General features: G+C 45.4%; 25 protein-coding genes and 3 tRNA genes. 16 read left to right on the top strand and 12 right to left on the bottom strand.

Annotated elements, in window-relative coordinates:
- Positions 1-46: 46 nt before the first annotated feature.
- Both AABA75_RS14585 and AABA75_RS14580 read left to right on the top strand, forming a co-directional pair.
- Positions 47-232 carry a hypothetical protein gene (locus AABA75_RS14585; RefSeq protein WP_338293342.1) on the top strand — a complete coding sequence of 62 codons (186 nt, stop codon included), beginning with the start codon at positions 47-49 and terminating at the stop codon, positions 230-232.
- A 77-nt stretch (positions 233-309) separates the two neighbouring features.
- Complete coding sequence (locus AABA75_RS14580; RefSeq protein ID WP_338293340.1) at positions 310-804, top strand: CYTH domain-containing protein; 495 nt, start codon at positions 310-312, stop codon at positions 802-804.
- A gap of 21 nt (positions 805-825) precedes the next feature.
- On the opposite strand, the gene AABA75_RS14575 is transcribed toward AABA75_RS14580, so the two are convergent.
- Positions 826-4,011 carry a methyl-accepting chemotaxis protein gene (locus tag AABA75_RS14575; RefSeq protein ID WP_338293339.1) on the bottom strand — a complete coding sequence of 1,062 codons (3,186 nt, stop codon included), beginning with the start codon at positions 4,009-4,011 and terminating at the stop codon, positions 826-828.
- A gap of 293 nt (positions 4,012-4,304) precedes the next feature.
- Here AABA75_RS14575 and AABA75_RS14570 point away from each other — a divergent pair, with 293 nt between their 5' ends.
- The 4 genes from AABA75_RS14570 (at position 4,305) to AABA75_RS14555 (ending at position 7,062) form a co-directional block, all read left to right on the top strand.
- Positions 4,305-5,093 carry a DUF4097 family beta strand repeat-containing protein gene (locus AABA75_RS14570; protein ID WP_338293338.1) on the top strand — a complete coding sequence of 263 codons (789 nt, stop codon included), beginning with the start codon at positions 4,305-4,307 and terminating at the stop codon, positions 5,091-5,093.
- Between the two features lie 155 nt (positions 5,094-5,248).
- Positions 5,249-5,440 (top strand): CPXCG motif-containing cysteine-rich protein, encoded by a 192-nt coding sequence (locus tag AABA75_RS14565; RefSeq protein WP_338293337.1) that lies wholly within the window; start codon positions 5,249-5,251, stop codon positions 5,438-5,440.
- 85 nt (positions 5,441-5,525) lie between these two features.
- Complete coding sequence (locus AABA75_RS14560) at positions 5,526-6,302, top strand: substrate-binding periplasmic protein (protein ID WP_338293336.1); 777 nt, start codon at positions 5,526-5,528, stop codon at positions 6,300-6,302.
- Between the two features lie 550 nt (positions 6,303-6,852).
- Positions 6,853-7,062 (top strand): hypothetical protein, encoded by a 210-nt coding sequence (locus AABA75_RS14555; RefSeq protein WP_338293335.1) that lies wholly within the window; start codon positions 6,853-6,855, stop codon positions 7,060-7,062.
- 8 nt (positions 7,063-7,070) lie between these two features.
- Here AABA75_RS14555 and AABA75_RS14550 read toward each other — a convergent pair whose 3' ends face one another.
- From AABA75_RS14550 to AABA75_RS14535, 4 genes are all read right to left on the bottom strand, one after another.
- Positions 7,071-7,241, bottom strand: a complete 171-nt coding sequence (locus AABA75_RS14550; RefSeq protein WP_338293334.1) for a hypothetical protein — start codon at positions 7,239-7,241, stop codon at positions 7,071-7,073.
- A gap of 358 nt (positions 7,242-7,599) precedes the next feature.
- Positions 7,600-8,310, bottom strand: a complete 711-nt coding sequence (locus AABA75_RS14545) for a hypothetical protein (RefSeq protein ID WP_338293333.1) — start codon at positions 8,308-8,310, stop codon at positions 7,600-7,602.
- On the bottom strand, positions 8,310-8,582 hold the full coding sequence (locus AABA75_RS14540) for a helix-turn-helix transcriptional regulator (protein WP_229529074.1): 273 nt from the start codon (positions 8,580-8,582) through the stop codon (positions 8,310-8,312). Before AABA75_RS14540 ends, AABA75_RS14545 begins: the two co-directional genes overlap by 1 nt.
- Positions 8,583-8,953: 371 nt before the next feature.
- Positions 8,954-10,108 carry a GNAT family N-acetyltransferase gene (locus tag AABA75_RS14535; RefSeq protein ID WP_338293332.1) on the bottom strand — a complete coding sequence of 385 codons (1,155 nt, stop codon included), beginning with the start codon at positions 10,106-10,108 and terminating at the stop codon, positions 8,954-8,956.
- A 16-nt stretch (positions 10,109-10,124) separates the two neighbouring features.
- On the opposite strand from AABA75_RS14535, the gene AABA75_RS14530 reads away from it, so the two are divergent.
- Positions 10,125-10,589: a regulatory protein RecX gene (locus tag AABA75_RS14530; RefSeq protein WP_338293331.1), complete on the top strand. Its 465-nt coding sequence runs from the start codon at positions 10,125-10,127 to the stop codon at positions 10,587-10,589.
- Positions 10,590-10,607: 18 nt separating this feature from the next.
- On the opposite strand, the gene AABA75_RS14525 is transcribed toward AABA75_RS14530, so the two are convergent.
- Positions 10,608-11,942: a serine hydrolase domain-containing protein gene (locus AABA75_RS14525; protein WP_338293330.1), complete on the bottom strand. Its 1,335-nt coding sequence runs from the start codon at positions 11,940-11,942 to the stop codon at positions 10,608-10,610.
- Positions 11,943-12,180: 238 nt separating this feature from the next.
- On the opposite strand from AABA75_RS14525, the gene alaS reads away from it, so the two are divergent.
- From alaS to AABA75_RS14490, 7 genes are all read left to right on the top strand, one after another.
- Positions 12,181-14,778, top strand: a complete 2,598-nt coding sequence (alaS, locus tag AABA75_RS14520; protein ID WP_338293328.1) for an alanine--tRNA ligase — start codon at positions 12,181-12,183, stop codon at positions 14,776-14,778.
- A gap of 132 nt (positions 14,779-14,910) precedes the next feature.
- Complete coding sequence (gene csrA / locus AABA75_RS14515) at positions 14,911-15,126, top strand: carbon storage regulator CsrA (RefSeq protein ID WP_338293326.1); 216 nt, start codon at positions 14,911-14,913, stop codon at positions 15,124-15,126.
- Positions 15,127-15,360: 234 nt separating this feature from the next.
- Positions 15,361-15,451 (top strand) — tRNA-Ser (locus AABA75_RS14510).
- A gap of 52 nt (positions 15,452-15,503) precedes the next feature.
- Positions 15,504-15,580: transfer RNA gene (locus AABA75_RS14505), tRNA-Arg, on the top strand.
- A 298-nt stretch (positions 15,581-15,878) separates the two neighbouring features.
- Positions 15,879-15,955 (top strand) — tRNA-Arg (locus AABA75_RS14500).
- 238 nt (positions 15,956-16,193) lie between these two features.
- Positions 16,194-17,132 carry a GGDEF domain-containing response regulator gene (locus AABA75_RS14495; RefSeq protein ID WP_338293324.1) on the top strand — a complete coding sequence of 313 codons (939 nt, stop codon included), beginning with the start codon at positions 16,194-16,196 and terminating at the stop codon, positions 17,130-17,132.
- 70 nt (positions 17,133-17,202) lie between these two features.
- On the top strand, positions 17,203-18,279 hold the full coding sequence (locus AABA75_RS14490; protein ID WP_338293323.1) for a zinc-binding metallopeptidase family protein: 1,077 nt from the start codon (positions 17,203-17,205) through the stop codon (positions 18,277-18,279).
- Positions 18,280-18,286: 7 nt separating this feature from the next.
- On the opposite strand, the gene AABA75_RS14485 is transcribed toward AABA75_RS14490, so the two are convergent.
- The 5 genes from AABA75_RS14485 to AABA75_RS14465 form a co-directional block, all read right to left on the bottom strand.
- Entirely contained in the window at positions 18,287-18,607 is a 321-nt protein-coding gene (locus AABA75_RS14485; RefSeq protein ID WP_338293321.1) for a DUF6471 domain-containing protein, read from the bottom strand.
- A gap of 132 nt (positions 18,608-18,739) precedes the next feature.
- The gene (locus tag AABA75_RS14480) at positions 18,740-20,365 is read right to left on the bottom strand and encodes a glycerol-3-phosphate dehydrogenase/oxidase (protein WP_338293320.1); all 1,626 of its coding nucleotides are present in this window, start codon (positions 20,363-20,365) and stop codon (positions 18,740-18,742) included.
- A gap of 276 nt (positions 20,366-20,641) precedes the next feature.
- Entirely contained in the window at positions 20,642-21,517 is an 876-nt protein-coding gene (locus AABA75_RS14475) for a diguanylate cyclase (RefSeq protein WP_338293319.1), read from the bottom strand.
- Between the two features lie 418 nt (positions 21,518-21,935).
- Entirely contained in the window at positions 21,936-22,235 is a 300-nt protein-coding gene (locus AABA75_RS14470) for a YciI family protein (RefSeq protein ID WP_338293318.1), read from the bottom strand.
- Positions 22,236-22,308: 73 nt separating this feature from the next.
- Positions 22,309-23,214 (bottom strand): LysR family transcriptional regulator, encoded by a 906-nt coding sequence (locus tag AABA75_RS14465; RefSeq protein WP_338293317.1) that lies wholly within the window; start codon positions 23,212-23,214, stop codon positions 22,309-22,311.
- 128 nt (positions 23,215-23,342) lie between these two features.
- On the opposite strand from AABA75_RS14465, the gene AABA75_RS14460 reads away from it, so the two are divergent.
- Positions 23,343-23,912 carry a LysE family translocator gene (locus tag AABA75_RS14460; protein WP_338293316.1) on the top strand — a complete coding sequence of 190 codons (570 nt, stop codon included), beginning with the start codon at positions 23,343-23,345 and terminating at the stop codon, positions 23,910-23,912.
- Positions 23,913-24,007: 95 nt separating this feature from the next.
- Positions 24,008-24,253 carry a hypothetical protein gene (locus tag AABA75_RS14455; protein ID WP_338293315.1) on the top strand — a complete coding sequence of 82 codons (246 nt, stop codon included), beginning with the start codon at positions 24,008-24,010 and terminating at the stop codon, positions 24,251-24,253.
- Between the two features lie 110 nt (positions 24,254-24,363).
- On the opposite strand, the gene AABA75_RS14450 is transcribed toward AABA75_RS14455, so the two are convergent.
- Positions 24,364-25,635, bottom strand: coding sequence for a flagellar basal body FlgE domain-containing protein (locus AABA75_RS14450; RefSeq protein ID WP_338293314.1), 1,272 nt, complete (start codon positions 25,633-25,635; stop codon positions 24,364-24,366).
- Between the last annotated feature and the right edge of the window lie 268 nt (positions 25,636-25,903).

Genomic DNA, 25,903 nt, shown 5'->3' with positions numbered 1-25,903 from the left:
CAGTCACATAGCTGTGTGCTTAGGCAGTTGAGTCACTGGATGTTTTATGGCGAAAGTAAAAGTCACGCAGGCTAAGACCGAAGACGGCAAAAAAAACACATCATTGCGGTTGGGTAGCAAAACCCTTAAAGCCCTGAAAATCAGAGCCATTGAGGAAGACACCTCAATTCAAAAAATACTGGAAAAATTAGTAGAGGGGTATCTGGCTGGTGATATCAAAATTAAGCATTAACCCCAAGTTCTTTAATCCTGGTAAAAACACCCATGGGGTGTGTCGCCATCAGAGCATTTAGCCGAGGAGTCTAAGCTATGAGTATGCACTCAGAATGGGAAATAGAACGAAAGTTTATTGTTAGCGAAATACCCGAAGGCTTGCTGGAACCCCGTACTCCAAAAGAAATCCGGCAAGGCTATTTAGCGCTGGAAAGCGAAAAAGAAATCCGCATTCGCGACAAAGGCGGCAAGTACACCATGACCATCAAACAGGGCAAAGGCTTAAAGCGCCTGGAAACACAAATAGCGCTGAGCCAGGAGCAGTTTGATACCTTATGGCCACTGACCATGGGGATGCGAGTGGAAAAGCGCCGCTACGATATTAAATTCCTCAGCCACGTTTTGTCTCTGGATTTGTATTACGGCGAGCTGGAACCACTGATGACCCTGGAAGTGGAGTTTAACTCTGAAGAAGCCAGTCAGGAGTTTCTTCCACCAGATTTTACCGGGCAAGAGGTCACAACCGACCAGGACTACAAAAACGCCAATCTGGCCTGTTTTGGTTTACCCGGAAAATTTGCTGCGTTATAAAATTTGTGGCACTTCCAGCATTTATAATTTAAAAAACTGCAACTGCGCCTGCATTTGTTGTGCTTCAGTGGCCATGGAATCTGCCGAAGCTGAGGTCTCTTCAACAAACGCTGCTGATTGCTGCGTTGCATCTTCCATCTCCACGATAGAGCGACTAACTTGACTGATCCCAGTAGATTGCTCATCCGTCGCGGTAGCGATTTCCATGATGCTATCTTTTACTGAATTTACGGCAGCAATAATATCCTGCAGAGTTTGTCCGGATCTGTTCACCAGCAAGGTACCATCTTGCACTTTATTGACACTGTCCAGGATCAGGTCCTTGATTTCTTTGGCGGCAGAGGCTGAACGCTGTGCCAGATTGCGCACTTCGCTAGCCACCACGGCAAAACCACGACCTTGTTCACCAGCACGGGCAGCCTCTACCGAAGCATTCAGGGCCAACAGGTTTGTCTGGAAGGCGATTTCATCAATGACACCGATAATGTCATTAATTTTTTTGCTAGCGTCTTCGATAGCCGCCATGCTGGAGATGGATTGTTCACACACTTCGCCGCCTTTTATGGCAAGTTGTTGTGCATCACTGGCGATGCGATTGGCATTGGAAGCATTTTGTGCCGTACCTTTAACCGAAGACGTCATTTGTTCCATAGAGGCGGATGTTTCTTCCAGTGAGGATGCCTGGTTTTGCGTTCGGTCAGTCATTTGCATGTTGCCCGCGGCGATATCGGCAGCATTATCAGCGATTGTGGCTGCAGATTGATTAATATCTGCCACCACGTCAATCAGTTTGTCGACAGTGGCATTGATATCCCTTTGCAGCGTGGCGAAGGCGCCTTGATATTCACCCTCCAGTTTATGAGATAAATCACCGTTGGCAACGCCTTCCAACACCTCACTGGTTTCTGCAATGATCTGCTCGGAAATACTCACCAGTTTATTTAAACCGCCAGATAGTTTCAGGATAAATCCAGATTTACCGGTTTCGCTAACTCGCACACTTAAATCGCCTGATGCCGCACTTTCTACAATGGCGTCGATTTCTTTTTCCGCACTGATTTCTGCAGTGCGATCTACTAGCTCTAATACGGTGCCGAGAGTTTCACCCTGATCATCAACAATCAGGTTGGCGGTGCACTCGAATATTGCTCCTGCGATAGTAAGCTGAGCGCGTTTATGGCTATTATCGAATTGCTCCACTAACGTTGCGTCTTCGTTTAGCAGACGACGCAATGGTGCATTTAAAATGGTATCTGGCGAAATCGTGGCGTGTGTCTCTGCCAGTTCCATGAGTTTGTTGTGCATGGAGTGATTGATATAAATCACCTTGTGCTGTTTATCGCACAACAGGGCAAAAGTACTGACATTGTCCAGCGCTTGTTTAATGCGGTTGGCGGCAACGGCCGCTTCACTGGCTTGTTGCGCAATCGTCTGAGCTTCGATGGCTTTTTCATTAGCGAGTTGTTTTTGCTTCTCTGCTTCCTGGGTGGCGTTGAGCGCATCCAGTGCTTTTTCCTCAGCCTCTTGTTTGGCCTGCATGGCTTGTTGTTGCAAACGCGCTGCTTCGTCAGCTTTTTGCTGTGCAAGACGTTGTTGTTGCTCTGCATTTTGCTGTTGTTGTGCTGCTTCTTCGGCTTTTGCTGTGGCGATTTGACGCTGCTTTTTCGACTCTTCGCTGGCGGTTTCTATCGCTGCTATTGTGGCATCAATACCTTGTTTCAATTGCAACAAGTCTCCGGAATATTGGCCTACAACACGGGCCTGGTAATCACCCTCAGATACTTGTTTTAGCGCTGCTTCTGAAGCGGAAAAGGCGCTGTTTAGATTACTGAGTAACTTGTCGAAAGCGTTCCCTATAACACCCAGTTCGTTCTGATATGCAGAGCGTATCCGCAGGGAAAAGTCGCCGCTTTGTTGCACTTTGTCCATGGTTTTTGCCATGTTGATAATGGGTGTTGAGATAAGTGCTGAAATCCGAATACCTGCAAACCCAATGATAACAACGGCTGCGACTATGATGATTAGCATAGTGGTGTTGAGGTTATCTGAGGCGGCAAAGGCCTCAGCCTGGTCAATTTCTGCCAGAATGGCCCATTTAAAATCGCCAAGGTCCACCAACTGCCAGGAAGATAAAACCGGATTGCCCAAGTAATCAATAATAATGCGGGTACCTTCCTTACCGTTAAACGCTTGCTGTACCGCTTCGGTATTAACCTTTCCAGTGGCCGGGTTGGCGAAGGATGCTGACACGGTATGGGTGTCAGGAGACAGGAATGAATCAGAGCGCATTAACCGATCTTCACCTACAAGGTAGGTTTCTCCGGTTTCTCCTAAACCAGAGCGACTGGTCATAATGGCGTTAACCGGCTCAATAGGTAACTGGAAAATAAGTATCGCTTCCAGCTTGTCGCCATCCATTACAGGCGCCGCCTGAAAACTGGCAGGCGCCTCATACGAGGGCAAATAGGGTTCGTAATCGACACTGTGAATTTGCTGATCTTGCAAGGCCTTTTTAAACACACGGGCAAAATTAGTATTGGCGTAAGGGCCGGTGGTGAGAGACGTCGCGTAATCCAATTCTTTAAATACGGAATAAAAGATAACTCCGGTAGCCGGGTCTACCAGAAAAATATCGTAGTAGCCAAATTCCTGCAGAGTCTGGCGAAAGAAGGGGTGAAACTGCTCGTGAAATTGATGGTATCTGGCATTACCAGGGGCCCGGTATAGTTCATCTTTGGCCCCCAGTGGCGCCGAGTTACCGTAAATATAATCGTGCTGCAGTGCCACCGCAGTGGCATTAATGCCGCTTAAGAGCGGTTGGGTGTCAATCACACGATTGTTTACTTGCTGATATCTTGCGCCAAACTCATTTTGATAATAGCCACTAAGCTCCTGACGCAAGCCTGCCACCAGGCTTTGACGTCCGGTGTCAGACATGTATTGTCTGAAGCTCGTTTTAAGTTGCTTCGCTGCTGCCAGCGTACCCGGTGTGGTGGATACGGTCTTAATAATGGCTTTCGACTGGGTAAAGTGGCGTTCAATTGCTTCGGCTTTTATTGCCCTGATGGATTGCAGCTGAGCAAAGCTTTGCGCTGTAAGCGATTCGCTGGCCACCTGGGAGGCAATAAAGGAGACAATTAACAATGGCAACAATGCCAAGCATAGCATTGCGCCGCCTAATAATTGGGCTAACTTTAAGTTATTCATATTCACTCGGAAATGCGTCTGTGTAGCTTATTGTTCGTGTCACTGGACCACTTTCAACATCCTCTATTGAAGCGTATTTTGGGTTTGTTAGCGCTTAGACTTTAGTCTAAAGGATGGGTATTTATGCAAATATACCGCATGTAAATGCGCAATATTTTTGCCTTTTGTCTGCTCGAGCTGCTCTGCTTGATAAATCTGTAAAAAATTTTTATCCCTGTTTAAACTTTTTGGATTTACCCTGCGACAAAGCTTATACAATCACAAATGAGCTATTCAATAAGGGGAAATCAGTCATGATGAACAAGGCAACTGGAATACGGAATGGGGCATTGGCGTTATACGGTGCAATCTTATTTGCAGGCGCGAGCATTGCCGCAGATGTGGAACACACCTACGAGGTAAGCAAAGGCGGTAAGCTGGAGTTAAAAACCGATGTCGGCTCCTTAGATATTCGCACTCACAACAGTGACACGGTAGAAATTGAAGTGGAAGTAGATGGTAAAAATGCCGACGAATTTAGGGTTAGCCACAGTGTTTCTGGCGGTGATGTATCGGTAATAGGTACCTTTGATCGCGGCGATAATTACTGGGGGCGCAATATTCGCGCGAAGTTTATTATTACCGTGCCCAAAGAGTACGATGTGGAATTGCGTACCTCTGGTGGCTCGATTGATATTGCCGATCTGAAAGGACAAGTAGAAGCCAATACGTCCGGTGGCAGCATCGAGATTGGTGACATTGATGGCAATGTTGAATTGCATACCAGTGGTGGTTCTATTACCACAGGTTCGGTCAATGGCGATTTAAACGCGCACACCTCAGGCGGCAGTATTTCCGCTACTTTTGCCAAACAGCTGACAGACGACGCGACATTGGACACCAGTGGCGGTTCTATTACGGTGCGTATGATTGAAGATATGCAGGTAGACTTACACGCTTCCACCAGTGGTGGCCGGGTAAGAAGCGATTTTAGCGTAGACGGTCGGGTATCGAAAAAATCGATTCGCGGTGAAGTTAACGGCGGTGGTCCGCGTCTGAAACTGCACACCTCTGGCGGCAGTATCAATATAAAAGAATACTAGAATCTAATTTCCAGTCAGCAAAATGCGAGGGGCCAAAAGTATTGGCCCCTCGTGTTTTTTGGTCATCGTTATCCAACGGCTTCACCATGCTTTGCTGATCCGTTTCTCTTTATTGCGGTACAAAGCAGTATAGATATCCGTAAAGCACAGAAGTTATGAGTCTCAGTCACGCTGAATCCTTTCACTGCCCCTATTGCATGACAGTCAATGACATAGAAATTGATGTACTAAACGACATTGACCAGGTGCAGCTGGTGGACTGTCAGATTTGTTGTCAGCCGATTGAAGTTTGGGTGCAGGATAGCCAGCACGGTTTACTTATTGAGGTTAAACAAGAAGTCGAGTAAGTGCATGTTTAATGTGACTTGCAGGTTGAGCTGCCGCTACAAGCCATCTAAGCTTTGTTCAATGTTGTGGCGCTCAGGAGCACAAATGACAAGCTATCTTCGTATGAAGGGCATAGCACTTTTTTTGCTGCTAATGGGCCCGCTAGTCAAAGCGGACACCCTGCATTTTGCCACTGATGCTTGGTGCCCTTATATCTGTGACGTGCAATCTGAGCAGCCGGGCATACTAGTAGAAGCCACCAATCAAATACTGCTAAGTAGCCCTTACAGCCCCAATTACCTTACTATTAACTGGGCTCAGTCCATCAATCTGGTGCGCAAGGGAGAGCTGGATGGCCTGATTGGCACTTATCAGTCGGACGCGCCAGACTTTGTTTATGGCGAGCAAGCTTTTTTGCAATCTCAGATGTGTTTTTTCGTAGATCGAAACAGCAATTGGGAGTTCACTGACCTGTCGAGCTTGAACAGTCGTACGATGGCTTTTATGAATGGCTACAGCTATGGAGAGGTAATGGATACCTATATCGCTGCTAACGAAAATCAAGGGCAAAATAACGTAATGCGTATCAGTGGTGACGAAGATTTGCAGCGCCGCATCGCGCTGCTAAACAGTGGTAGGGTAAATACCCTGATTGAAGATAAGCGAGTATTTGCCTGGTTTATAAAGTGGGCTGGGGATGCAAGACAATTCAGAGCGGCAGGGTGTCTCAAGGCCGAGGACGTCTACATCGGTTTTTCGCCAGCATTAGAGCAGTCTGCTCGCAGAGCAGCATTACTGGATAGCGGTCTTCAACAGTTGCATAAAAATGGTGAATTAAGTGACATTATCCGCGCCTACAGTCCCGATACGTTTGCTGATTAAGGATTTTGTAGATTCGGCTTGAGCGCCATGGATGGCGTGAATGCCAATTCGGCAGGAGCATTAATCGGCGAGCGCCATGGATGGCGTGAATGTCTTTTTTGCAGGGAGCAAAAAAAGACGAGTTCGACAACGGAGTTTAAATCAACCAACGTTGTCCGATTCGCCGTTTAAATGTTCCCCACATAAACGGCATTCACTACGTCCCTGTTGCTTAATGCGAACCTACAGGGGGAGCGGGAAAACACAACCACCTTCGCAGAGAAGGTGGGCTTTATTTGTCAGACAAAGCGCTATTGGCTTTGTGGGGAAAGCATAAGTGACAGGTACAGCAGGGGTTATTGTTTTTGTTATCTGCTTTTTGTGTGTTTTGTCGTAAGTGTTCTTTGTGTATTACATTCATTTTGCCCCAAAATGGGGGCGTCCTTGCCCATTTTTTTCTTGCATAAAATGGCCATTTAGTTGAGTTGTCTCGCCACGGGGAATAAGTGCCAGGCTCGTACTGGCCTTATTCGTTCCGCAATCGTCATAATAAACTTAAAACGAGAAGTATTTGTTAAAGAACGAAAAAAAATCTAGTGAGCTAGAGCTTTGTTGTTCAGTTGTTTCTTGTTTTAGTGGATCAGGTCTTTTGCCACCTGAAGCTAGTGCTGGAGTGGCTGTCAAAGAGATAGCTAAAGTCAGTATTACGATTACTTTTTTCATGATAATTCCTCAAAAAAATGCAAATTTATTTTGTTTGCTTGAACTCAATATGGGTTAAAAAAACAACTATTCTGTGCCAATTAAATTCGATAGGTAAGTCAGGAAGTCAACACTTACCTCTGTCGTTTCAGGTTGCTTTTCTGTAGGCGCGGGGTCAGGTCTTTTGCCACCTGAAGCTAGTGCTGGGGTGGCTGCGAAAGAGATAGCTAAAGTCAGTATTACGATTACTTTTTTCATGATAATTCCTCAAAAAAATTCAAATTTATTTTGTTTGCTTGAACTCAATATGGGTTAAAAACAACTATTCCGAGCCAATTAAATTCGATAGGTAAGTCAGGAAGTTAACACTTACCTCTGTCGTTTCAGGTTGCTTTTCTGTAGGCGTGGGATCGGGTCTTTTGCCACCTGAGGCTAAGGTTTGAGTTGAAGCGAGAGAGAAAGCTAAAATTAGTATTAACACTATTTTTTTCATGATAAATCCTCATTCAGAACGTTTAAAAAAATTGTGGGATGAGTCCCACATCAACGGATGTGGGAGAAGCTCCACAAAAGGGATTATGAAGATTTATATCGAATTGAGCAATTTTGAATCAGTTTAGGCTTCTAACTCAATTGCCTTAAGGTGTTGAATACTTTGTACGATAATCATGTAAATCATGAACATGGACAATGTGTGATTAAAATAGGGAAAAATATTGTACACAACAACAAGATCGCTAAATCCAGTTAAGTGTCTGACATAATATTCAAAGGCCATAAGTGAAGCGCTTACTATAAAGCCGATGTTAGCAAGCAAAAGTTGAGAGTCCAATGCAAGTGGTGTTGGAGACCATTTAGGATTTACCTCAATTAGCCAAAATACCCGCATTCTTAAAAAGCGTCTTATGACTATCAGTATGGTTAAAAGGTAACAATACCAAATTACAAATGGCGCATTGTAATCAGTAAAATACCAATAGGCCTCGATTGAAGCTGCTAAGGTGAGAAAGCTGATACTATAGAGCCTTATCAGCCCATTCGAAAGAAACAAGCAAATTATAATTAAAATGAAGTATGAGGGTATTTTAAACCAAATAGTGTTTTCTAGAAAACGCCACATCAGTTCTTCTAAAGCTCTTTCAGCAATAAACACCGAGCAGATTGATACCAAGTCAATGTTTCTTCTGAACGCTATAGCGATTGCGATAAAACAAATAAGAATAATAGGATCGAATATGGAAGCTTGACCAAAGTAGGAGGCAATACCCACCACCAGGGCGGAGAATACCAGCCCTGACAGGGTTTTTTCGGCAAATGCTAGTAGCATTAAAGCCTGAAGGATTTAAGCACGAAGTCTTTAAAGGCTTGATAGGTGTTGGGGGTCGCTCTGGGGCGACAGATTTCCCACCACTTCTCCTGAAGATCAGATTCAATGGTTTCAATGGTATTCTGGTGGCAGTTTTCAATAGCCACTACCGTTTCCCGAGAGATAAAAAGTCGCTCCGCCATCTCCTGCTGGGTGAGTCCCGCGTCCTTACGCATTTGACGTAGCAATTTTGATTTTGCCAGATGTTTTGGATTGTTACTTTTTACGCGCATGACATTTACTACAGTTAAGACATTTATTGAGTTGTTTATTTACCGATTCCTGAACTTTAGCACATGGTTTTAGTTATGTGAATCGGCTCCCACAAAATAGTGCAATGTGTAGTCAAGAGACACAATACGACTTTGGTCTAAAATGTTACGCGTGTTGCACTTAATGTGGCGAATACTACTCCATAATTATGGCTTTTAAGTTGGAAAATTGTGTTGAGTGATCTTCAGTTCATTTGCGGGTGTGTTAATTTTCACTTAAAGAAACAAAACAGAAACAAACCCAATTGTGTGTTTTAAGTCATTTTTGCGCCTGTAAAAAACGCTGTGTTTGTCTCATGCAGCAGGGTGGTGTTAGGTGTTAATCGGTGCACTCAGGTTTCCGTTTCGACAGGCTGCGCTTGTTTAAAGGGCAGCAAACTCGCCGCTTCTTTTTTGTAATGAGCAATCTGTAATTGTTCTCGTTTTACAAAGTCCTGTATGGCGCGATTAAAGTCGGGGTTGGCCAGCCAGTGTTCTGATTGGCAATAAATGGGCTCAAAGCCCCGCTGAATTTTATGTTCTCCTTGAGTACCCGGATTAAACAACGGCAGTTGTTGTTCAATGGCAAACTCAATGCCTTGGTAATAGCAACACTCAAAGTGCAAACAGTCGAATTCTTGCAGTGCCCCCCAATAGCGGCCATACAAACCGTTTTCATTATAAAAATACAAGGCGGCGGCAATCGCTTCGCCATCGCGCTGGGCTTGCACAATCATGATGTTGTCAGCCATGTCGGTGAACAAGGTGTCAAAAAAGGCCCGGTTAAGGTAACCAGCATGACCGCTGCGCTTCAGATAGGTTTGCTGGTAACACTGATAGAAAAAGTCCAGATGCTGCGCCTGTAGTGTTGCCCCAAAAAAGCGCTCAACCTCTATGCCTTGTTCACGTACCTTGCGGCGCTCTTTATTGAGGTTCTTGCGTTTGCGCGAGGCAAAGCTGCTCAGGAAATTATCAAACTGCTGATAGCCCTGATTATGCCATTGAAATTGCACGCTTTTCCGCTGACACCACTGATCGTCTTGTGTGTGGCGCTCCTCGGGAAATAAAATGTGCAGCGACGACAGCCCCAGTTTTTGAGATTCCTGCTGTACTGCACTAATAATATTGTCGGTTAGTGTTTCGCTTATCTCAGAGGAGTCAAAGATAAGGCGAGGGCCGGTAACCGGGGTAAAGGGAATGGCTGCCACTAATTTGGGATAGTAATTTAACTGATAGCGCTGGTAGGCTTCTGCCCAAGACCAGTCGAACACATACTCGCCGTAACTATGGGTTTTTATATATAGTGGCATACACGCGATGGGGGCGTCTTGTTCAGTCACCCAAAGATGATAGGGTTGCCAACCTGTCTTCGACGTTACTGAGCCTGAAGATTCCAATGCCGACAGAAACTCATGGCGCAAAAAAGGGTAGTGGGGAGAAGTGAGTTTGTTCCACTGCGCCCTGTTAATTTGAGCTATTTCAGGACAAAATTGCAATTTTAATGACATGAACAGGTTACTTTGCTTGTTAATAGATGATTCTCCCGACAAACAGTTAAGCCAAATCCGCGAGGCGGCTATCCGTTTATTGGCTCGTCGAGAGCACAGCCAGCAGGAATTACTACGCAAACTCCTGCAAAAAGGTTTTGCCGCCCAGTTGTGTGAAACTGCGCTTGCCGACCTTCAAGCACAAGGGTATCAGTCTGACCTGCGCTTTGCCCAGATGTTCATACGCTCCAGAGCCGCAAAATTTTATGGTCCAGGACGTATCACGGATGAATTGCGTCAACATCAGGTGGTCAGTAGCGACAGCCAAAAAGCCATGCAAGAGGCGGATATCGACTGGTTTGAACTGTGCAAAGATGCTTTGTTGCGCAAGTTTCGCAGTGGCACTAGCGATGACTGGCAGGTCCGTCAAAAACAAAAGCGCTACCTCTGGCAACGGGGCTTTAGTGAGGATCAAATCCAGTATGCGTTAAACCCTGATTAATAGGTTCGACCCACTCAACTACTTGCGCTCGTAACGAAATTGTCCGCCACCTTGATGTAAAACGAATCGCTGTAGTTGGCCTTGTTTTTCGCTTTGTTCATCAAATTTGATTACGATCCCTGCACCATCAAAACGATATTCCGAATCGGAGTATGGAGTCAGTGGAAAAGCACCTTGGCCAGGGGCTTGTGCCATTAATTGGCCCTTCTCAACGAAAAATTGAATGGCCAGAGGTAAGTCTCCACTTGCAAAGCTCCCGATAGTTCTGGCCAAGTTACTCTTTGAAACTTCCACTGCCGCGGCAGAAAAGTCGGGCAGGTCAAAGTCTTTTTCGTAAATACCACTTAAAATGGCGATTAATACACCGTTAAAATCATAATTAACGCCGTTAGATAAAACCGTGATAGCGACTCCGTCTTCCAGATTGTAGGCGGTATCAGATGCGAAGCCATCAATACAACCGTTGTGACCCCATAAATACTGCTCGTAAAACGGTCTGGCAAAGAGTCCAAGTCCATAGCCATCTTTGAGTTTCATCATCGTTTTCAGCGATTCCTCATTGACTAATTTGCCGTTAAACAATGCATGGGTAAATTCATTAGTCTCCTGTGCTGTCGCTACCATTGCCCCCGCTCCATGAGGAATTTGCAAAGTGGTTTCCGGGGCTTTTTGCCAGTTTTCAGCGAAGTAATAAGAGGCGGCTTCATTGTCTTTGCTATTGATGGTGTTGCCAAAATAGCTGTTTTTTAGACCGAGAGGTTTGGCGATCCTGGTGGCGATAATTTCCGACAGAGGAGCCTTATACAGTTGCTCCAAAATAAACCCCAGAACAACATAATTGCTGTTTGAATAAGTATGTTGACTACCGGGCGGAAATTCGGACGGTAGGGCTGCGATGATAGCCAGCATTTGCTCCATATTTTTATTTTGAGTCATGTAGTTGGGGTAGTCAGCTTGCTCTGTAAAGTTAGCAATCCCAGAGCGGTGATTTAACAGATGATGCAGAGTGATTTTGCCAGCGTTTGGGAAACTGGGGAAGTGCTTGTCCAGTGTATCCTGTAAGGATAATTCACCTTGCTCAACCAATTGCATGATTAATACAGCAGTATAGGTTTTGGTGATGGAGCCGATGCGAAAGCGGGTGTCGTGATTTATCACCTGGCCGTCTTCGGTAAAGGCATGGCCTGCGTAGTGCTGATAAACGAGGTGTCCGTTTTTTGAAACATACACTGCAGTCATCATCTTATTATTATCGTTAAGGGCGTTGAGGTAAGCATCCAATCCCGATTTATCGATATTCACTGCACTTTGCTCCTTTGCCACACAGTTGGCTAAATTTAACGGAATCAGCATTAGAATCCACACCCCGTGTTTTTAGTGATTCATCCTGAGCCTGTCGCTGATGTTTTTAACCTATACTAGCGAATTTTTGCTTGCGGACCACTGCAATCTTGAACAACGCACCTAAAAGTAAACTTGTGGTGGTGAATCAATTTTAATTAGCCCTTGAATCAATTTTAATTAACCCTTGAATCATGCTATCTTGCGCCCTATTTCGAATACACTTTGCGAACTTTATACAGGATGCCCGATGAGCAAAACCACGGCTGAGATCAGAAACGCTTTTTTTGAATATTTCCAACGTCATAACCACCAACTGGTTGCCAGTTCTTCTTTGGTGCCTCATGACGATCCGACGCTATTGTTCACAAACGCGGGTATGAACCAGTTTAAAGATGTCTTTTTAGGTTCTGATAAGCGTAGTTACAGCCGCGCTGTAAGCTCTCAGCGCTGTGTGCGTGCTGGTGGTAAACACAATGACCTGGAAAACGTAGGTTATACCGCCAGACACCATACTTTCTTTGAAATGCTGGGTAATTTTAGTTTCGGCGATTATTTTAAAACCGATGCCATTCGTTTCGCCTGGACCTTTCTAACTGAAGAGTTGGGCTTGCCCAAGGAAAAGCTACTGGTAACGGTTTACTCGGAAGACGACGAAGCCTTCGACATCTGGAACAAAGAAATCGGTATTCCGGCGGAAAAAATCATTCGCATTTCCACTTCTGATAACTTCTGGTCCATGGGTGATACGGGTCCTTGTGGGCCTTGCTCGGAGATTTTCTACGATCACGGTGAACATATCTGGGGAGGTCCTCCTGGCTCACCGGAAGAAGATGGCGACCGCTTTATCGAGATCTGGAACCTGGTATTTATGCAGTTTAATCGTCAGGCCGATGGCACCATGGAGCCATTGCCAAAGCCTTCCATCGATACCGGTATGGGTCTGGAGCGTATCTCTGCTATTTTACAAAATGTGCACAGCAACTATGAGATTGATATCTTTCAAAACTTAATTGCTGATGCAGCCAAAATTGTCGGCAGCAGCGATCTGGAGGATAAATCCTTACGGGTTATTGCTGACCATATCCGCTCTTGTGGTTTCTTGATCTGCGATGGCGTAATGCCTTCTAATGAAGGCCGTGGTTATGTGCTGCGCCGTATTATTCGCCGTGCCGTGCGCCATGGTAATAAATTGGGTGCTAAAGACATCTTCTTCCACAAACTGGTGGCGTCTCTGGTGGCGCAAATGGGCGAAGCTTACCCTGAGCTTAGAGAGCAACAAGCCGTTGTGGAAAAAGTGCTTAAGGTAGAAGAAGAGCAATTTTCTCGTACCCTGGATCGCGGCATGAATATCCTTAATGAAGCCATTGCTCAAATGGAAGGGGATACCTTGCCCGGCGATTTGGCCTTTAAGTTATACGATACCTATGGCTTCCCGTTAGATCTCACTAATGACGTATTGCGAGAAAAATCCTTAAAAATTGATGAAGCCGGGTTTGAACAAGCTATGGCTGAGCAACAAAAACGCTCACAGCAGGCCAGTAACTTTGGCGCCGATTACAACGCCATGTTGAAGTCGGAGCAGATTTCTGATTTCACCGGCTACGACCAAGAGCAAGGTAATGCCAAAATCGTTGAGCTATTTAAAGAAGGTAACGCCGTTGCATCTTTGAAGGCAGGTGACGAAGGCATTGTTATTTTAGACGAAACACCGTTTTATGCTGAATCTGGTGGTCAGGTAGGCGACCGGGGCGTTCTGCAAATTGCAAGCGGACAGTTCGTTGTGCAAGATACCGTAAAATTGGGTAAAGCGGTTGCTCACAAAGGCTTGGCCGAGACTAGCCTTAGCGTGGGCGATAGCGTCGCGACACTGGTAGACAGCGAGCGCCGCCAGCGCATCAAACTCAATCACAGTGCCACTCACCTTGTGCATGCCGCATTGCGTCAGGTTTTAGGTAGCCATGTGAACCAGAAAGGTTCATTGGTTGAGCCTGACAAATTCCGTTTCGACTTTTCTCATTTAGAAGCCGTGAGTAAACAGGAGCTGCGAGAAATTGAAGCCATTGTTAACCAACAAATCCGCGCTAACAATCCGTTGGACACAAAGCTAATGGATCTGGAAGAAGCCAAGGCCTCTGGTGCAATGGCGTTGTTTGGTGAAAAGTATGATGAAAAGGTACGTGTGGTATCCATGGGAGATTTCTCTGTGGAGCTTTGTGGTGGTACGCACGTAACCCGTACCGGCGATATTGGCTTGTTTAAGATTGTCTCTGAAGGCGGTATTGCCGCGGGAGTACGTCGAATCGAGGCCATTACCGGACAGGCTGCCGTGGATTACACTCAGGCGGCGTTAGATACTGTGGCTAAAATAGCCGACAAATTAAAAACCGATCCAGCTCAGGTAGCGGACCGTATTGAAGGTTTAACTCAGCAGCAAAAATCACTGGAAAAAGAAATTGACCAGTTGAAACAAAAGCTGGCCAGTCAGGCGGGTAACGACCTGATTTCAAAAATAATTGAAATAAAAGGTACCAAAGTACTGGTCTCTGAATTAGAGGGGGTTGAACCTAAAGCATTGCGCGGCATGGTGGACGATCTGAAAAACCAAATTGGTTCGGGGATCATCTTCCTGGCAGTGAAAGGCGACGCCAAAGTTAACTTGATAGCTGGTGTTACTAAAGACTTAACGTCGCAAGTGAAAGCGGGCGATTTAGTTAACTTTGTTGCCCAGCAAGTTGGCGGTAAAGGTGGTGGTAGACCAGATATGGCGCAGGCTGGTGGAACTCAACCCGAAAATCTGGCAGTTGGACTAAAGTCTATCTCGACATGGTTAGAAGATAGTCTATAATCCAGATTAACTACCAATTTTTAGTGACAAAAAATAAGGAATGGTAGGGAAAATCGCGGTCTGGACGGGGCTGCGATTTTTGAAAACGCTAAACGGATTTTCCATTGGAATAACGGGAACGGGAGCAAGAGAATGCTAATTTTAACCAGACGTGTTGGTGAAACTCTGATGATCGGTGACGAAGTGACAGTTACTGTACTAGGAGTGAAAGGAAATCAGGTACGTATCGGTGTGAACGCACCAAAAGAAGTATCAGTGCATCGTGAAGAAATTTACATGCGCATTCAGGCGGAGAAAAACGCTCAGTTGGCTGCTCACGAGTCGGGCGCTGACAAAGGCGAAGAATAATCTTCATCGCGGGCTGGTCTTCCAGCCTTTTGCATTTTCAGGGCTTGCGGCCCTCGAATTCGCACAGTCTATTTATTAACCAGTTGGTCAATAAATGACTGCATTGATTAAATTGCCAGCATCTAAATCAATTCCTCAAAAAATTGTTTGACTTCGCGGTACTAATCATTAAACTTCGCATCCACATTTTGGGGCTGAGACTGGTCTGAAAGGACGGTTAAAATCCAAAGTTTAGGAGAGGTGGGTGAGTGGCTGAAACCAGTTCCCTGCTAAGGAACCATACCTATTACTGGTATCGAGGGTTCGAATCCCTCCCTCTCCGCCATTTCAACTTGTCGTTTTATCGACATTTTGAAATGCTGAATTTAAATATCTGCGCGTGTGTAGCTCAGCTGGATAGAGTACCTGGCTACGAACCAGGCGGTCGGAGGTTCGAATCCTTCCACACGCGCCATTCAGTTATTGAATCTTGATATTTGAAGTATTTCGCTCACCCATTATAATTGAGCATATTAAAGCCTTTGAAAGTATTCCGTACTTCAATCGCTGAACAAGTTTAAAGCGTGTGTAGCTCAGCTGGGTGAAAACCGAAATTGAAATTGCGAATACCTGGAGCAATTTCCGGTTTGAACGCGAGGCAAGCGGACGCCGAGCTGGAAGCCCTCACTAGGGAAGGGTTAAACTTTAAAAGGTTGAAATTCTCTGGATATTGATAGATGCTCGTGCATCTCAATAAAAGAACAAGTTTTAAAGCGTGTGTAGCTCAGCTGGATAGAGTACCTGGCTACGAACCAGGCGGTCGGAGGTTCGAATCCTTCCACACGCGCCATATCGGAAAAGCCCGAATCGAAAGGTTCGGGCTTTTTTGTTTTTTTCAGTCAAGCATCCTTGTCCGGCTCGCCGTTTAATGTTCCCGACATAAACGGCATTCACGACATCCCTGTCGATTAAGCCGAACCTACAGTCGAACCTGCATCAAATCGATAAATCATGACATTTGCGACTAAAGCACTATTTCTTGTCATGTAGGGTACGGTATGCTGTTTTCTTTTTTCCAGGAACACGGCATGCAAACCAGTAATAACTATAAATACCGAATCCTCGTGGTAGAGGACGATATCGCCAATCGTCAAATTGTGGCTGAAAAGCTTCAAGAAGACTATCAGTTGACCTTGGTGGACAATAAAGCTGATGCCATGGATGCCTTGTTAAAACAGCAATTTGAAATTGTCTTGTTAGATATTGGCCTGCCAGATGGCAGTGGCCTCGATATCTGTCGTGAGGTGAAAGCCAACCACGATGTATACGGCGAAATTAATATCGTATTTATGACTGGTCGAGATAAGCCCGCTGACGAGATAGAAGGTATCAGACTCGGTGCCAACGATTATATCTCCAAACCCATCAATGTTTCCGTACTGAAGGCTCGTGTAGACCTTCAGGCGCAACTTATTCGTAAAACAGAGCTATTGGCTAATCTCGCTCGAATTGACGGCTTAACGGAGATCCCAAATCGACGTGCCTTTGATGATTATCTCGAGAAGTCCTGGAGTCATGCCCGACGCATTTCTGCACCGATATCATTAGCCATGTTAGATATTGATTTTTTTAAACAATACAACGATATCTATGGGCATCCGGCTGGAGATGAATGTTTGAAAGCCTTGGCGAACTGTTTACGTAATAACATCAAACGCGGTGCTGATCATATCGCACGCTATGGCGGTGAAGAATTTGCCGTTATTCTGTTCGACTGTGACTTGCAACAGGCCAACACTATTCTCAATGAGTTGTTAGCGGATTTTGCAAACTTGTGTATCCCTCATGCGGGCTCTTCGGTGGCCGATTTTGCCACCTTTAGTTGTGGTGTTTGCACCCTTTTTCCCGAAGACCAGGGAACACAGGCATTGCTAACGGCCACTGACAAATTGCTTTACGAAGCTAAATCTGAAGGGCGCAATAGAGTTAAAGGCGAGTATTTTCACAATATCGAACGTCAGGATTGATTTGCTATATGTGACTTTATCGCTGACTTATGCGTCTACAGGATTAGTTACTTAATACCGGGAGCCAAAAGTGCGACTATTTAATTGTCCTGTTTGCAGCAACTTATTGTATTTTGAAAACGTCACTTGTAACCAATGTGGCCATGAGCTGGGGTTTGTCCCGGAGATTCTCAAAATCGTTGCCTTCAAGCCTCAGGAGGCCGCGGTATTTACCGTAGCAGGTAGCGACAACCGCTACAAAAAATGTCGCAACTACTATGAACACAATGTCTGTAACTGGTTGGTACCTGAGTTTGACGAGGAAGAATACTGTAAGGCGTGTCGCCTCAACGATACCATTCCCAATCTGGAACTGGAGGGCAATCGGATCTTGTGGCATACCATGGAGAAGGAGAAGCGGCGACTCATATACAGTGCCTTGCAGTTAAATTTGCCCTTGATGTCAAAAGATGAAAATGAACAAGACGGCTTATCTTTTTCATTCTTGAGCGATTCACCGGCTCAGTTCTCAGAGCGGGAAAAAGTGTTGACCGGTCATAGTCAGGGCCATATTACCATTAATTTGGCCGAGGCAGATCCGGCTGAACGGGAGCGAATGCGCGACCAGATGGCGGAGCCTTATCGCACAATTCTCGGTCATTTCCGCCATGAGTCAGGGCATTATTATTGGGACCGATTAATCGCGAATAGTGATTATCTGCAAGCTTGCCGGAACGTTTTTGGCGACGATACCGAAAACTATGGCGACGCACTGCAATCTCATTACACCCAAGGACCCGCGGAAAACTGGCAGGAGCAGTTCGTGAGCAGCTACGCCAGTAGTCACGCTTGGGAAGATTGGGCGGAAACCTGGGCCCATTATCTACACATCGTTGATACGTTGGATACCGCCTGGCAGTTCAACCTGCAGGCAAAACCACGAGCAGTTAGTAGTGAAGACTATGAAACCGATGTTAACTTTAATCCTTATGCGCAGCGGGATTTTTCCCGCATTGTCGCCCATTGGATCCCACTGACATTCGCACTTAATAGCCTCAATCGCAGCATGGGGCACAATCATGCCTATCCCTTTGTACTGAGCCCTGTGGTGATTGCAAAACTGGAATTTGTGCACAAGGTGATAAAGCAACAAGAGATTGTTGCTTAGTTCTTACTCAATTCTCTATTTCGGTAGGAAACTGGTTATCAGTCACTGGCGACTCGCTGTCGTCAGTGGTTAAATCAGGTGCCGGTTTGCTGCGAATGATTTTCATCAGATCCCAGTACCAGGTCGTACGGTGCGAGCCTTTACTGACTTTGTTGCGCAGGCTTTGTTCTGAGATCGGGCGGCCCAGTTTGTTCATGCGTTTGGCGAGATCCTTATAGGTAAGACCTGCCATGGCCATCTCCGCCTTTATGTGTCGCTTGATTTCAATTGCGGCTTGTTTATCTAGCTCTTTTTCAACTTTGCTCTTTTCTTTTGAATCTTTGCCCATACCGCGAACACTCTTATGTATCATCAAATTCGATGACGATTGTAATGATTTTGCAGTGTAGGTGAAATTAAGCTTTTATGACACTTTTGTTACAAAATTTTCGGGCAGTTTCAAATAATGCAGCCCCGGATTTCATTGTCGAGCTTGTCGCTGCGCCAGCATGGTTTTGTATTCTTCTAATTTGGCTTCGGCTTCTTCACCGAATAGGATATCGCAGGCTTCTTTTAATCCGGGAGCTGAGAGGATTTCTTCTTGCCGCACAACGAGGGAGATTTTTGAGCGACGACGTAAAAAGTCATCCAGTTTAGTGACCATCTCACGCTTGGCGGCATGTTCTATTTCTACTCGCAAATATTCGGCGTTTTCGATAAGACGCTCAGCTTTGCTTTTATCTTCTCTGATGCTTTCCAGCATACTGATGGCATTGCGACCGTAGCGACGCCAGAAGCGCTGCGTAAGTGGTTCAGAAGCGCCTTGGGGTGTCATTCCATCGAGATCCATTAGGCGCGCTCTGTGTAGAAACTCCTGTTTGACCTCATCGCCCGGCTCGCCGTACCATTTTTGATCTGCATAGGGGAGATGCACACCCAGTTTTTCTACTTCGTGGGCGATTTCATCACCAACGTTGATGCAGTCGGTGAGTTTGCCACCAAAGATAGATAAATGTTTGTTGTCGCTGTCGATATCCACCGCGTGTTTACGACTCAATTGCACCCAGTCGGCTTGGCCATTTTCTCCTTTTATAGCAAGCGGTCTGACACCACAGCGTTCAGCAATAATGTCTTCAGTGGTGAGGGGCTTTTTCAAGTCCAACAGACGATTAACATTGTCTAACACAAATTGCCGATCTTGCTCGGTAACATAGGAAAGTGGCGATTCCACCTGTGTATCTGTTGTGCCGATGCAGGTTTTTCGGCCCATGGGAATAACGAAAAACAAACGACCGTCATCGGCAAAAAATGTGAGTACTTTGCCGCTATCGGTTATTTGATCCACGATCAGGTGAATGCCTTTGGAAAACAGATGATGGTGCTGGGTTTGTTGTGCAATCACCTGATTTATTTTATCCACAAAGGGCCCAGCAGCATTGATAAAAACTTTGGATTTTATGGTGAACTCTTTACCGCTAATACCATCCTTGGCTTTGGTGTGCCACATGCCATCAATTCGATCTGCACTACTGGCCTCCACATAATTGGCAGCAATACAGCCGTAACTCATACCCTGACGAATAAAGTTAAAGACAAACCTGGCATCGTTATCGTGAAGATAACAGTCGGAATATTCAAAACCGCCTTGCACGTTCGCAGTGTTGACCACCTCTTCTAGTTTTTTAATTTTGCGTGCGCTTAAAAACTTAGGTGCCAGAGTGAAAAATTTTCCGATAATCCAATAGAAAATAGTGCCCAGAAACACAAAAAACGGCGGAAAGCGGAAGCCTTTTTGAATACTGGTGAGAAAGCGAATTTCCTGTACGGTAGAGGGGTAATTGCTCATTAAGTGATTACGGCTTTTGCAGAGCTTATACACCAGACCGTATTCGTGAGACTCCAGGTATTTAATACCACCCCAGGCGAGATTAGAGGAATTTGAGCTGGTAAAACCAGCAAAATCGCCTTTGTCAATTAGCGCAACTTTCGCCCCCTTGGCAGCCAGAGCTGATGCGGATACGGCACCGTTAATGCCACCGCCAATGATCAAGACATCGAATTCCTGATTATCCAGCTTTTCCAGATTACTTTTACGCAGGTTTGTCATACAGAGCCGCTCAAATTTATCAAACATGTATCTTATATAAGAGTGTTAGTGTACGACACTTAACTTAGAAGGCAAGGGGTAACGCTAATTAGTTAATAACTCTCGCAGAGATTGCATTTTTGTTGCTTAATCATCTGCTCGTCCACCAGAAAGAGCTGAAGCTGGTATTCAAGTAGGTATTTTGGGGAAATAATGAAATTGTTACTGCATATAAGACTCAGGAAGTATCCATTCACAGATACTTCCTGATACAGGGAAACAGGTAAGCGCGACTATTTACAGGTTAGCCACGCTTTCGATATCAAACCACAGTTCTTTTTCGTCAAGTGGGGTGTCAGGCGACAGGCTCGGGTTGTTGATTCTGAAAACCTTGCGTCGTGCGACATCGGTTTTTTCAAGCGCGGAGCGAATGTCTGGGTTTTCCAGGAACATGCGATCAAAAGTACCATCAGCGATACTCTTACGCAGCCCGGACTCAATGACAGACGCCAACTCGATATTGTCCAACGCAGTAAAGAAGTACAGCGGCATTGGGTATATCAGCATCAGATCACTTTCGATAGTGAGTGACAGCTGAGGATCGCGATTTACCTCAGACCAAGGCTCGTGTACGGCACGTGGGAAATAATCAAAGCGGCCTCCGTCTAACATGTGGAAAAGGTTGATGTATTTAACCGGTTTTACCACATCGATGCCGGCGGATTCCAATATTGGAGTATCTGACCAGAAGCGACCTTGACCAGCCTGTAACTGCAATAAGTCCGACATGCTATTAACCCGACTAAATCTGGCTTGATCGCCTTCGCGAATAATGAAAATACGGTGGCCTAACAACCCTTTAAACAGAGGAATTCGCACAGGCCTGAATTCTCGTTCTACTTCTTGTGAGGTGCCGATCCAGAAAACGCTTAACGAGCCGTCTTTCATCATGCTTTTCAAACGTTCCTGATTCACTTCTTGTTCTGAGGCAGGAGAAGTGTCGTAGTTGTTTACCGTGTCGTAGCTCAGCGCCATTTCCAACAACTGAACGGGCCAATAATCACGCGCAGACTGCGGGTCAACATTGGGATGCTTAACAACAATGTTAGCCGCATTGGTGGATACGGACAGGAACAAAGAAATGATGATCAATAAAACGGAATTCAATCTCATAAGTCGGGTCGTCTAATAGTATTTTGCCTTTACTGTTATCGTCTGGATTGGAACAGAACTTAAACAGTGCGAAAGTAAATTACAGGTTTTCACCTTAGTCTATGAATTATAGACAATAATTACTGTTTTTCAGGCAAAAAGTGAAATTTATTTACAATGTTTTAACGTATTTGTTTTTAAGGAGCAAGCAATGTGCGGTGAATACGGTTCTTTACAGGTCGAAATTGACCCCTTGATAGCGTAAATAGAGACCTTTGTAGGTCGAACTTAAACGCCATGGATGGCGTGAATGTCATTTTTGCAGGGAGAAAAAAAGACGAGTTCGACAATGATGTTAAAGCCAATCAAATTTGTCCGGCTAAACCTTTATGTCGGGAACGTTTAAACGGCTACCGGACAATGGACTGCGGTGGCTTGGTTAAGGCAACACCTTTTTATAGGGTTTAACCACGGTACTTTGATAAACACCCGCCTCGATATACGGATCGGCATTGGCCCAAGCCTGAGCTGCAGCCAGATTCTCAAATTCCGCCACTACCATCGAACCGGTAAATCCCGCTTCAGCTGGATCTTCAGCATCTATCGCCGGGCAAGGGCCCGCTACCAATAAACGTCCTTCTTCTTTCAGGGCCTGCAAACGAGCCAGATGTGCAGGACGCGCTTGTTTTCTCAAAGGAAGGCTATTTTCAATGTCTTCGGAGTAAATGAGGTAGTACATATTTTTCCTGTTAATTTTTGTTTTTATTTAAGCACATTTGGTGTCGCGGGAGAAAGTGACAATCAGCGAATTATCACTGTGATAACATCGATTGCGAAAGATCGCTTTTTTCTTGTATATGAGGCAAAAGCCGTTCAACTAGCAGGCTGTTCTCCGGGCTGTCTGGCCACACCAGATACAATGGGATATCGGGTATTTGCCACGGTTTGCAGATTTCAACGAGTGCGCCAGAGGCAAGTTCTGTCTCAACAAGATAACTCGGTGGCGTACTGACCCCCAAGCCCTGTAGGGTTAGGTCCTTTAGTGCAATAACACTATTAACTGTGATGGCTGCACTGTAGTTGATAGTGTTTTTAGTGCCATTGTCGTGAACGAATTCGCGTCTGGCGGGTAAGCGATTGAGGTATACCCAAGGAAAAACGGATAACTGTTGAATATCTTGTGGTGTTGAGAGAGTTTGTAATAGCTGGGGTGAAGCCACTAACTTGCGTTCGATACCGCCAATCTTTTTGCACTTTAATTGACTGTCTTTGAGCTGGCCGGTGCGAAAAGCCAGATCAATATTGTTCTCTACTAAATCCAACTGTTCATCACTAAATTCAAGCGACAAGGTTAGTCTCTCGTGAGCTTTGGCAAATTTGGCAAGCCCGGTGAGCCAGGGAGATTGCAGCATGGCAGAGGGCAAAGTAATAGTGCGCTTGCCTGTCAGCTCCCCGGTTTTTTGGGCTATCTCTGCAAGCCCTCGATTGGCATGCTGACACATTGCCTCCGCATGATTGAAAAGACTTTTCCCGGATTCAGTAAGTTTTAGTTTGCGTGTCGTCCTGTACAGTAGTTTGCTATTGAGGTTGTCTTCCAACGCAGAGATGTGTTGGCTGATTACAGACGGCGAAAGATTTAAATATTGTGCAGCTGCGCGAAAAGAGCCACGTGTCACCACTTCTCTAAATATGGCGAGGGACTTCAGACTATCGATCATAACATGCATTAATTATGTAAAAAATCCGAACAAAGTGTTCTTAATGTTTTGTATTGTTGCTTATTATGTCGACAGTTATGCTTCAGATCTAGTTCCAAATAAAAGAGTGTGAAGCGATGTTGTTTGCCATGTTTATGTTTTCTTTATCTATGTCACTTTCTCCTGGTCCGGTAAACATTGTCTCAATGAATATGGGCAGTACCTTAGGGTTTAATAGGGCATTGCACTTTGTTGCCGGCGCAACAATCGGTTTTATCGTGCAACTTTTGTTAACGGGTATCTCAGCCACTATGGTGCTTCAGGATCTTGTTACCTATTCTCACTATTTGCGCTATCCCGGCGCGCTGTACATGCTTTGCCTGGCGCTTGTGATACTGGGTAGCAAGCCCGATCCCGATGCTGAAACTAAAACTGAACAGCAAAACGGGTTTGTTAGCGGGATGCTAATACAATGGATTAATCCCAAAGCCTGGATTGCCTGCGTGGCGGGAACCTCTGCTTTTATCTTAGGCAAAAGTCATACTGATTTTGCCCTGTTCTTGCTGGTTTATTTTGTTGTTTGCTTTTGTTCTGTAGCGCTATGGGCCGCTGCAGGGCGATTGATGATGAGGCACTTACAGCACACCGTGTTCCGGCGCATTTTTAATCTGTTTTTGGCCAGTATGCTGGGGCTTTGTGCAGTGGCGTTACTCTGGTAATTGTTGAACCCTAAAGTGGTACGAGTTCAATATTTAACCTTGATAATTACCCGCCCCCTGGTTAAGGTTAATTAGTTAACCGGGGAAGGTGCATTATGATTGCGGAACAACTGAGTTTTGATGATTTGTCCCACGAGCTGCCATTTGTGGTATTGTGGTGTGAAGAGCAGAGAGATTTTACTGTGGTACCCGTGACTGACTGGGTGGGGGACAAAATGAAAATCCTGGCCTTGGTGAATGAAGTGCATTTGCATCCGGTAGGTGTTTTTGAAACCGCCGAAGCGGCGTTTAGTTTTGTGGAGCTGCAGCAAAAAAAAGACCTTAATCTGGTTGAGCACTAAATAGAGGTTTTTCACGCCTGCGTTTAGTTGAGCAATCAATAAGAGAAAGGGGCTGCGGGAAAAGCGCCCCTTGTTAGTCGTTCGCTTCTTGTCTGATTATTCTGCGTATCTTATTGCACCACTAACCTATACGATACATGCGTCTCAGCGTAATACTCATCTTCAGCAATCGTTGCCGTGATAGTGGTTTCCCCCGCACTTACTAGTGTCAGCCAGCCTGTGTTGGCATCCACCAAGGCAATGTCGGGATCGGCTGATTGATAGCTTACTTGAGAGTAGTCCACATTGCCCAGTGCGAAACCATTTTGAGCTAGCCAGGTAATTTGAAACGGGCTGGCAAATTGACTGAAGGCGTCGTACTCATGGCCATTTTCGTTTGGAAGTATTTTTAAAGCAATAGTTTGCGTTGCATCCGCGCCAGTGGTTAATCCTGTCAGTGGAGTCGTGGTGGGTAATAGTACATCTCCCGCTATGCCTGTCGGCAGACTGGTACCATCCGCGGCTTGAACTTCAACATAATCACCAGATGAGTCAAATACTAAACGAATACCCCACACACCATTTTTGATGGAAGTGCCGCCTGGACCGGGAATGGTTTGCCCAAAACCTACGTGGTTAAAACGTCCGTTATTGGCAAAGGTTGCATCAGCCGGATCAGTACCATTTGAGTTGGTAAAATCATAAAACTCTCCATCAATCGCAGTGACCATCAACCATTCGTTGGCTGCCACCCCCGCGTCCTTGATAAAGTACATGGATTGAACATGGGATTCGCCTGTGCTGTCGAAGATGGTGAGCGATGTTGATGCGTTAAATGTGTTTGTGTTATCAGGGTTAAAATCATCCGGATCGAGGGCGGTGTTATCGGCAGGTAAATTGGCTTCTATCTCTACTTCCGATGTGGCCAGCGGAAACGGATTGGTCGGCTTAAAATAATTACCCTGTACTTCACCCTCATCAAGGGGAACTGTATATACATCTTCAGAAAACAATCCTTCGGTGGTGTACCATCGGTTGTACTTATCGATACTCAGGCTATAGCTTGCTGATATGGCACTGTATATGTCATCTCCGGCTTTAGTGGCGGTAATGGTTACGGTTCCGTCGTCTAGTAGGTTGAGTGCCCCGGTTTCTGCATCGACGGCAGCGATGCTACTGTCGCTACTGGTATAGACAATATTACCTGCACCAGAACCACCAGAAACGATATTGGTTTCTGGCGTTTCATCAATATAGTAGCTCAAGGATTCGACGCTGAACACTAAGGGCGCCTGAGGTGATTTTTGTGCTTCAATGATAGTGATGTTGGTTACGTTGTCGGAGCCACACCCATTGATAAGTATAAGTGGCGCCAAACAGCCAATCAGACGGCCTTTATCCATGACTTGATTTCCTTTTATAGCGGTAAAATTGGGAATTTTTAATACCTACTGATGTTAGGTAAATAGAGTGATGAAAACAAGCGAAACTACAACCTGTTACAAAATGTTGATTTATAGGGGGCGAACTTGATCACCATGGATGGCGTGAATGCCTATTTTTGTAGGTCCTGCTTTAGCTGGACAGCGGAGTTTAAATCAACTACCGCTGTCCGCTTAAAAGCGAACCTACATTGTCCGGCTGGTCGATTAATGTTCCCTACAAAATCGA

The organism is Planctobacterium marinum, assembly GCF_036322805.1.
GTDB classification, from domain to species: domain Bacteria; phylum Pseudomonadota; class Gammaproteobacteria; order Enterobacterales; family Alteromonadaceae; genus Planctobacterium; species Planctobacterium marinum_A.
This window is presented reverse-complemented; position numbering and strand designations above follow the sequence as displayed.

Coding starts and splice junctions, on each gene's coding strand:
- AABA75_RS14585 (WP_338293342.1), top strand. CDS start 47: ATGGCGAAAGTAAAAGTCACGCAGGCTAAGACCGAAGACGGCAAAAAA.
- AABA75_RS14580 (WP_338293340.1), top strand. CDS start 310: ATGAGTATGCACTCAGAATGGGAAATAGAACGAAAGTTTATTGTTAGC.
- AABA75_RS14575 (WP_338293339.1), bottom strand. CDS start 4,011: ATGAATAACTTAAAGTTAGCCCAATTATTAGGCGGCGCAATGCTATGC.
- AABA75_RS14570 (WP_338293338.1), top strand. CDS start 4,305: ATGATGAACAAGGCAACTGGAATACGGAATGGGGCATTGGCGTTATAC.
- AABA75_RS14565 (WP_338293337.1), top strand. CDS start 5,249: ATGAGTCTCAGTCACGCTGAATCCTTTCACTGCCCCTATTGCATGACA.
- AABA75_RS14560 (WP_338293336.1), top strand. CDS start 5,526: ATGACAAGCTATCTTCGTATGAAGGGCATAGCACTTTTTTTGCTGCTA.
- AABA75_RS14550 (WP_338293334.1), bottom strand. CDS start 7,241: ATGAAAAAAGTAATCGTAATACTGACTTTAGCTATCTCTTTCGCAGCC.
- AABA75_RS14545 (WP_338293333.1), bottom strand. CDS start 8,310: ATGCTACTAGCATTTGCCGAAAAAACCCTGTCAGGGCTGGTATTCTCC.
- AABA75_RS14540 (WP_229529074.1), bottom strand. CDS start 8,582: ATGCGCGTAAAAAGTAACAATCCAAAACATCTGGCAAAATCAAAATTG.
- AABA75_RS14535 (WP_338293332.1), bottom strand. CDS start 10,108: ATGTCATTAAAATTGCAATTTTGTCCTGAAATAGCTCAAATTAACAGG.
- AABA75_RS14525 (WP_338293330.1), bottom strand. CDS start 11,942: ATGCTGATTCCGTTAAATTTAGCCAACTGTGTGGCAAAGGAGCAAAGT.
- alaS (WP_338293328.1), top strand. CDS start 12,181: ATGAGCAAAACCACGGCTGAGATCAGAAACGCTTTTTTTGAATATTTC.
- csrA (WP_338293326.1), top strand. CDS start 14,911: ATGCTAATTTTAACCAGACGTGTTGGTGAAACTCTGATGATCGGTGAC.
- AABA75_RS14495 (WP_338293324.1), top strand. CDS start 16,194: ATGCAAACCAGTAATAACTATAAATACCGAATCCTCGTGGTAGAGGAC.
- AABA75_RS14485 (WP_338293321.1), bottom strand. CDS start 18,607: ATGGGCAAAGATTCAAAAGAAAAGAGCAAAGTTGAAAAAGAGCTAGAT.
- AABA75_RS14480 (WP_338293320.1), bottom strand. CDS start 20,365: ATGACAAACCTGCGTAAAAGTAATCTGGAAAAGCTGGATAATCAGGAA.
- AABA75_RS14475 (WP_338293319.1), bottom strand. CDS start 21,517: ATGAGATTGAATTCCGTTTTATTGATCATCATTTCTTTGTTCCTGTCC.
- AABA75_RS14470 (WP_338293318.1), bottom strand. CDS start 22,235: ATGTACTACCTCATTTACTCCGAAGACATTGAAAATAGCCTTCCTTTG.
- AABA75_RS14465 (WP_338293317.1), bottom strand. CDS start 23,214: ATGATCGATAGTCTGAAGTCCCTCGCCATATTTAGAGAAGTGGTGACA.
- AABA75_RS14460 (WP_338293316.1), top strand. CDS start 23,343: ATGTTTATGTTTTCTTTATCTATGTCACTTTCTCCTGGTCCGGTAAAC.
- AABA75_RS14455 (WP_338293315.1), top strand. CDS start 24,008: ATGATTGCGGAACAACTGAGTTTTGATGATTTGTCCCACGAGCTGCCA.
- AABA75_RS14450 (WP_338293314.1), bottom strand. CDS start 25,635: ATGGATAAAGGCCGTCTGATTGGCTGTTTGGCGCCACTTATACTTATC.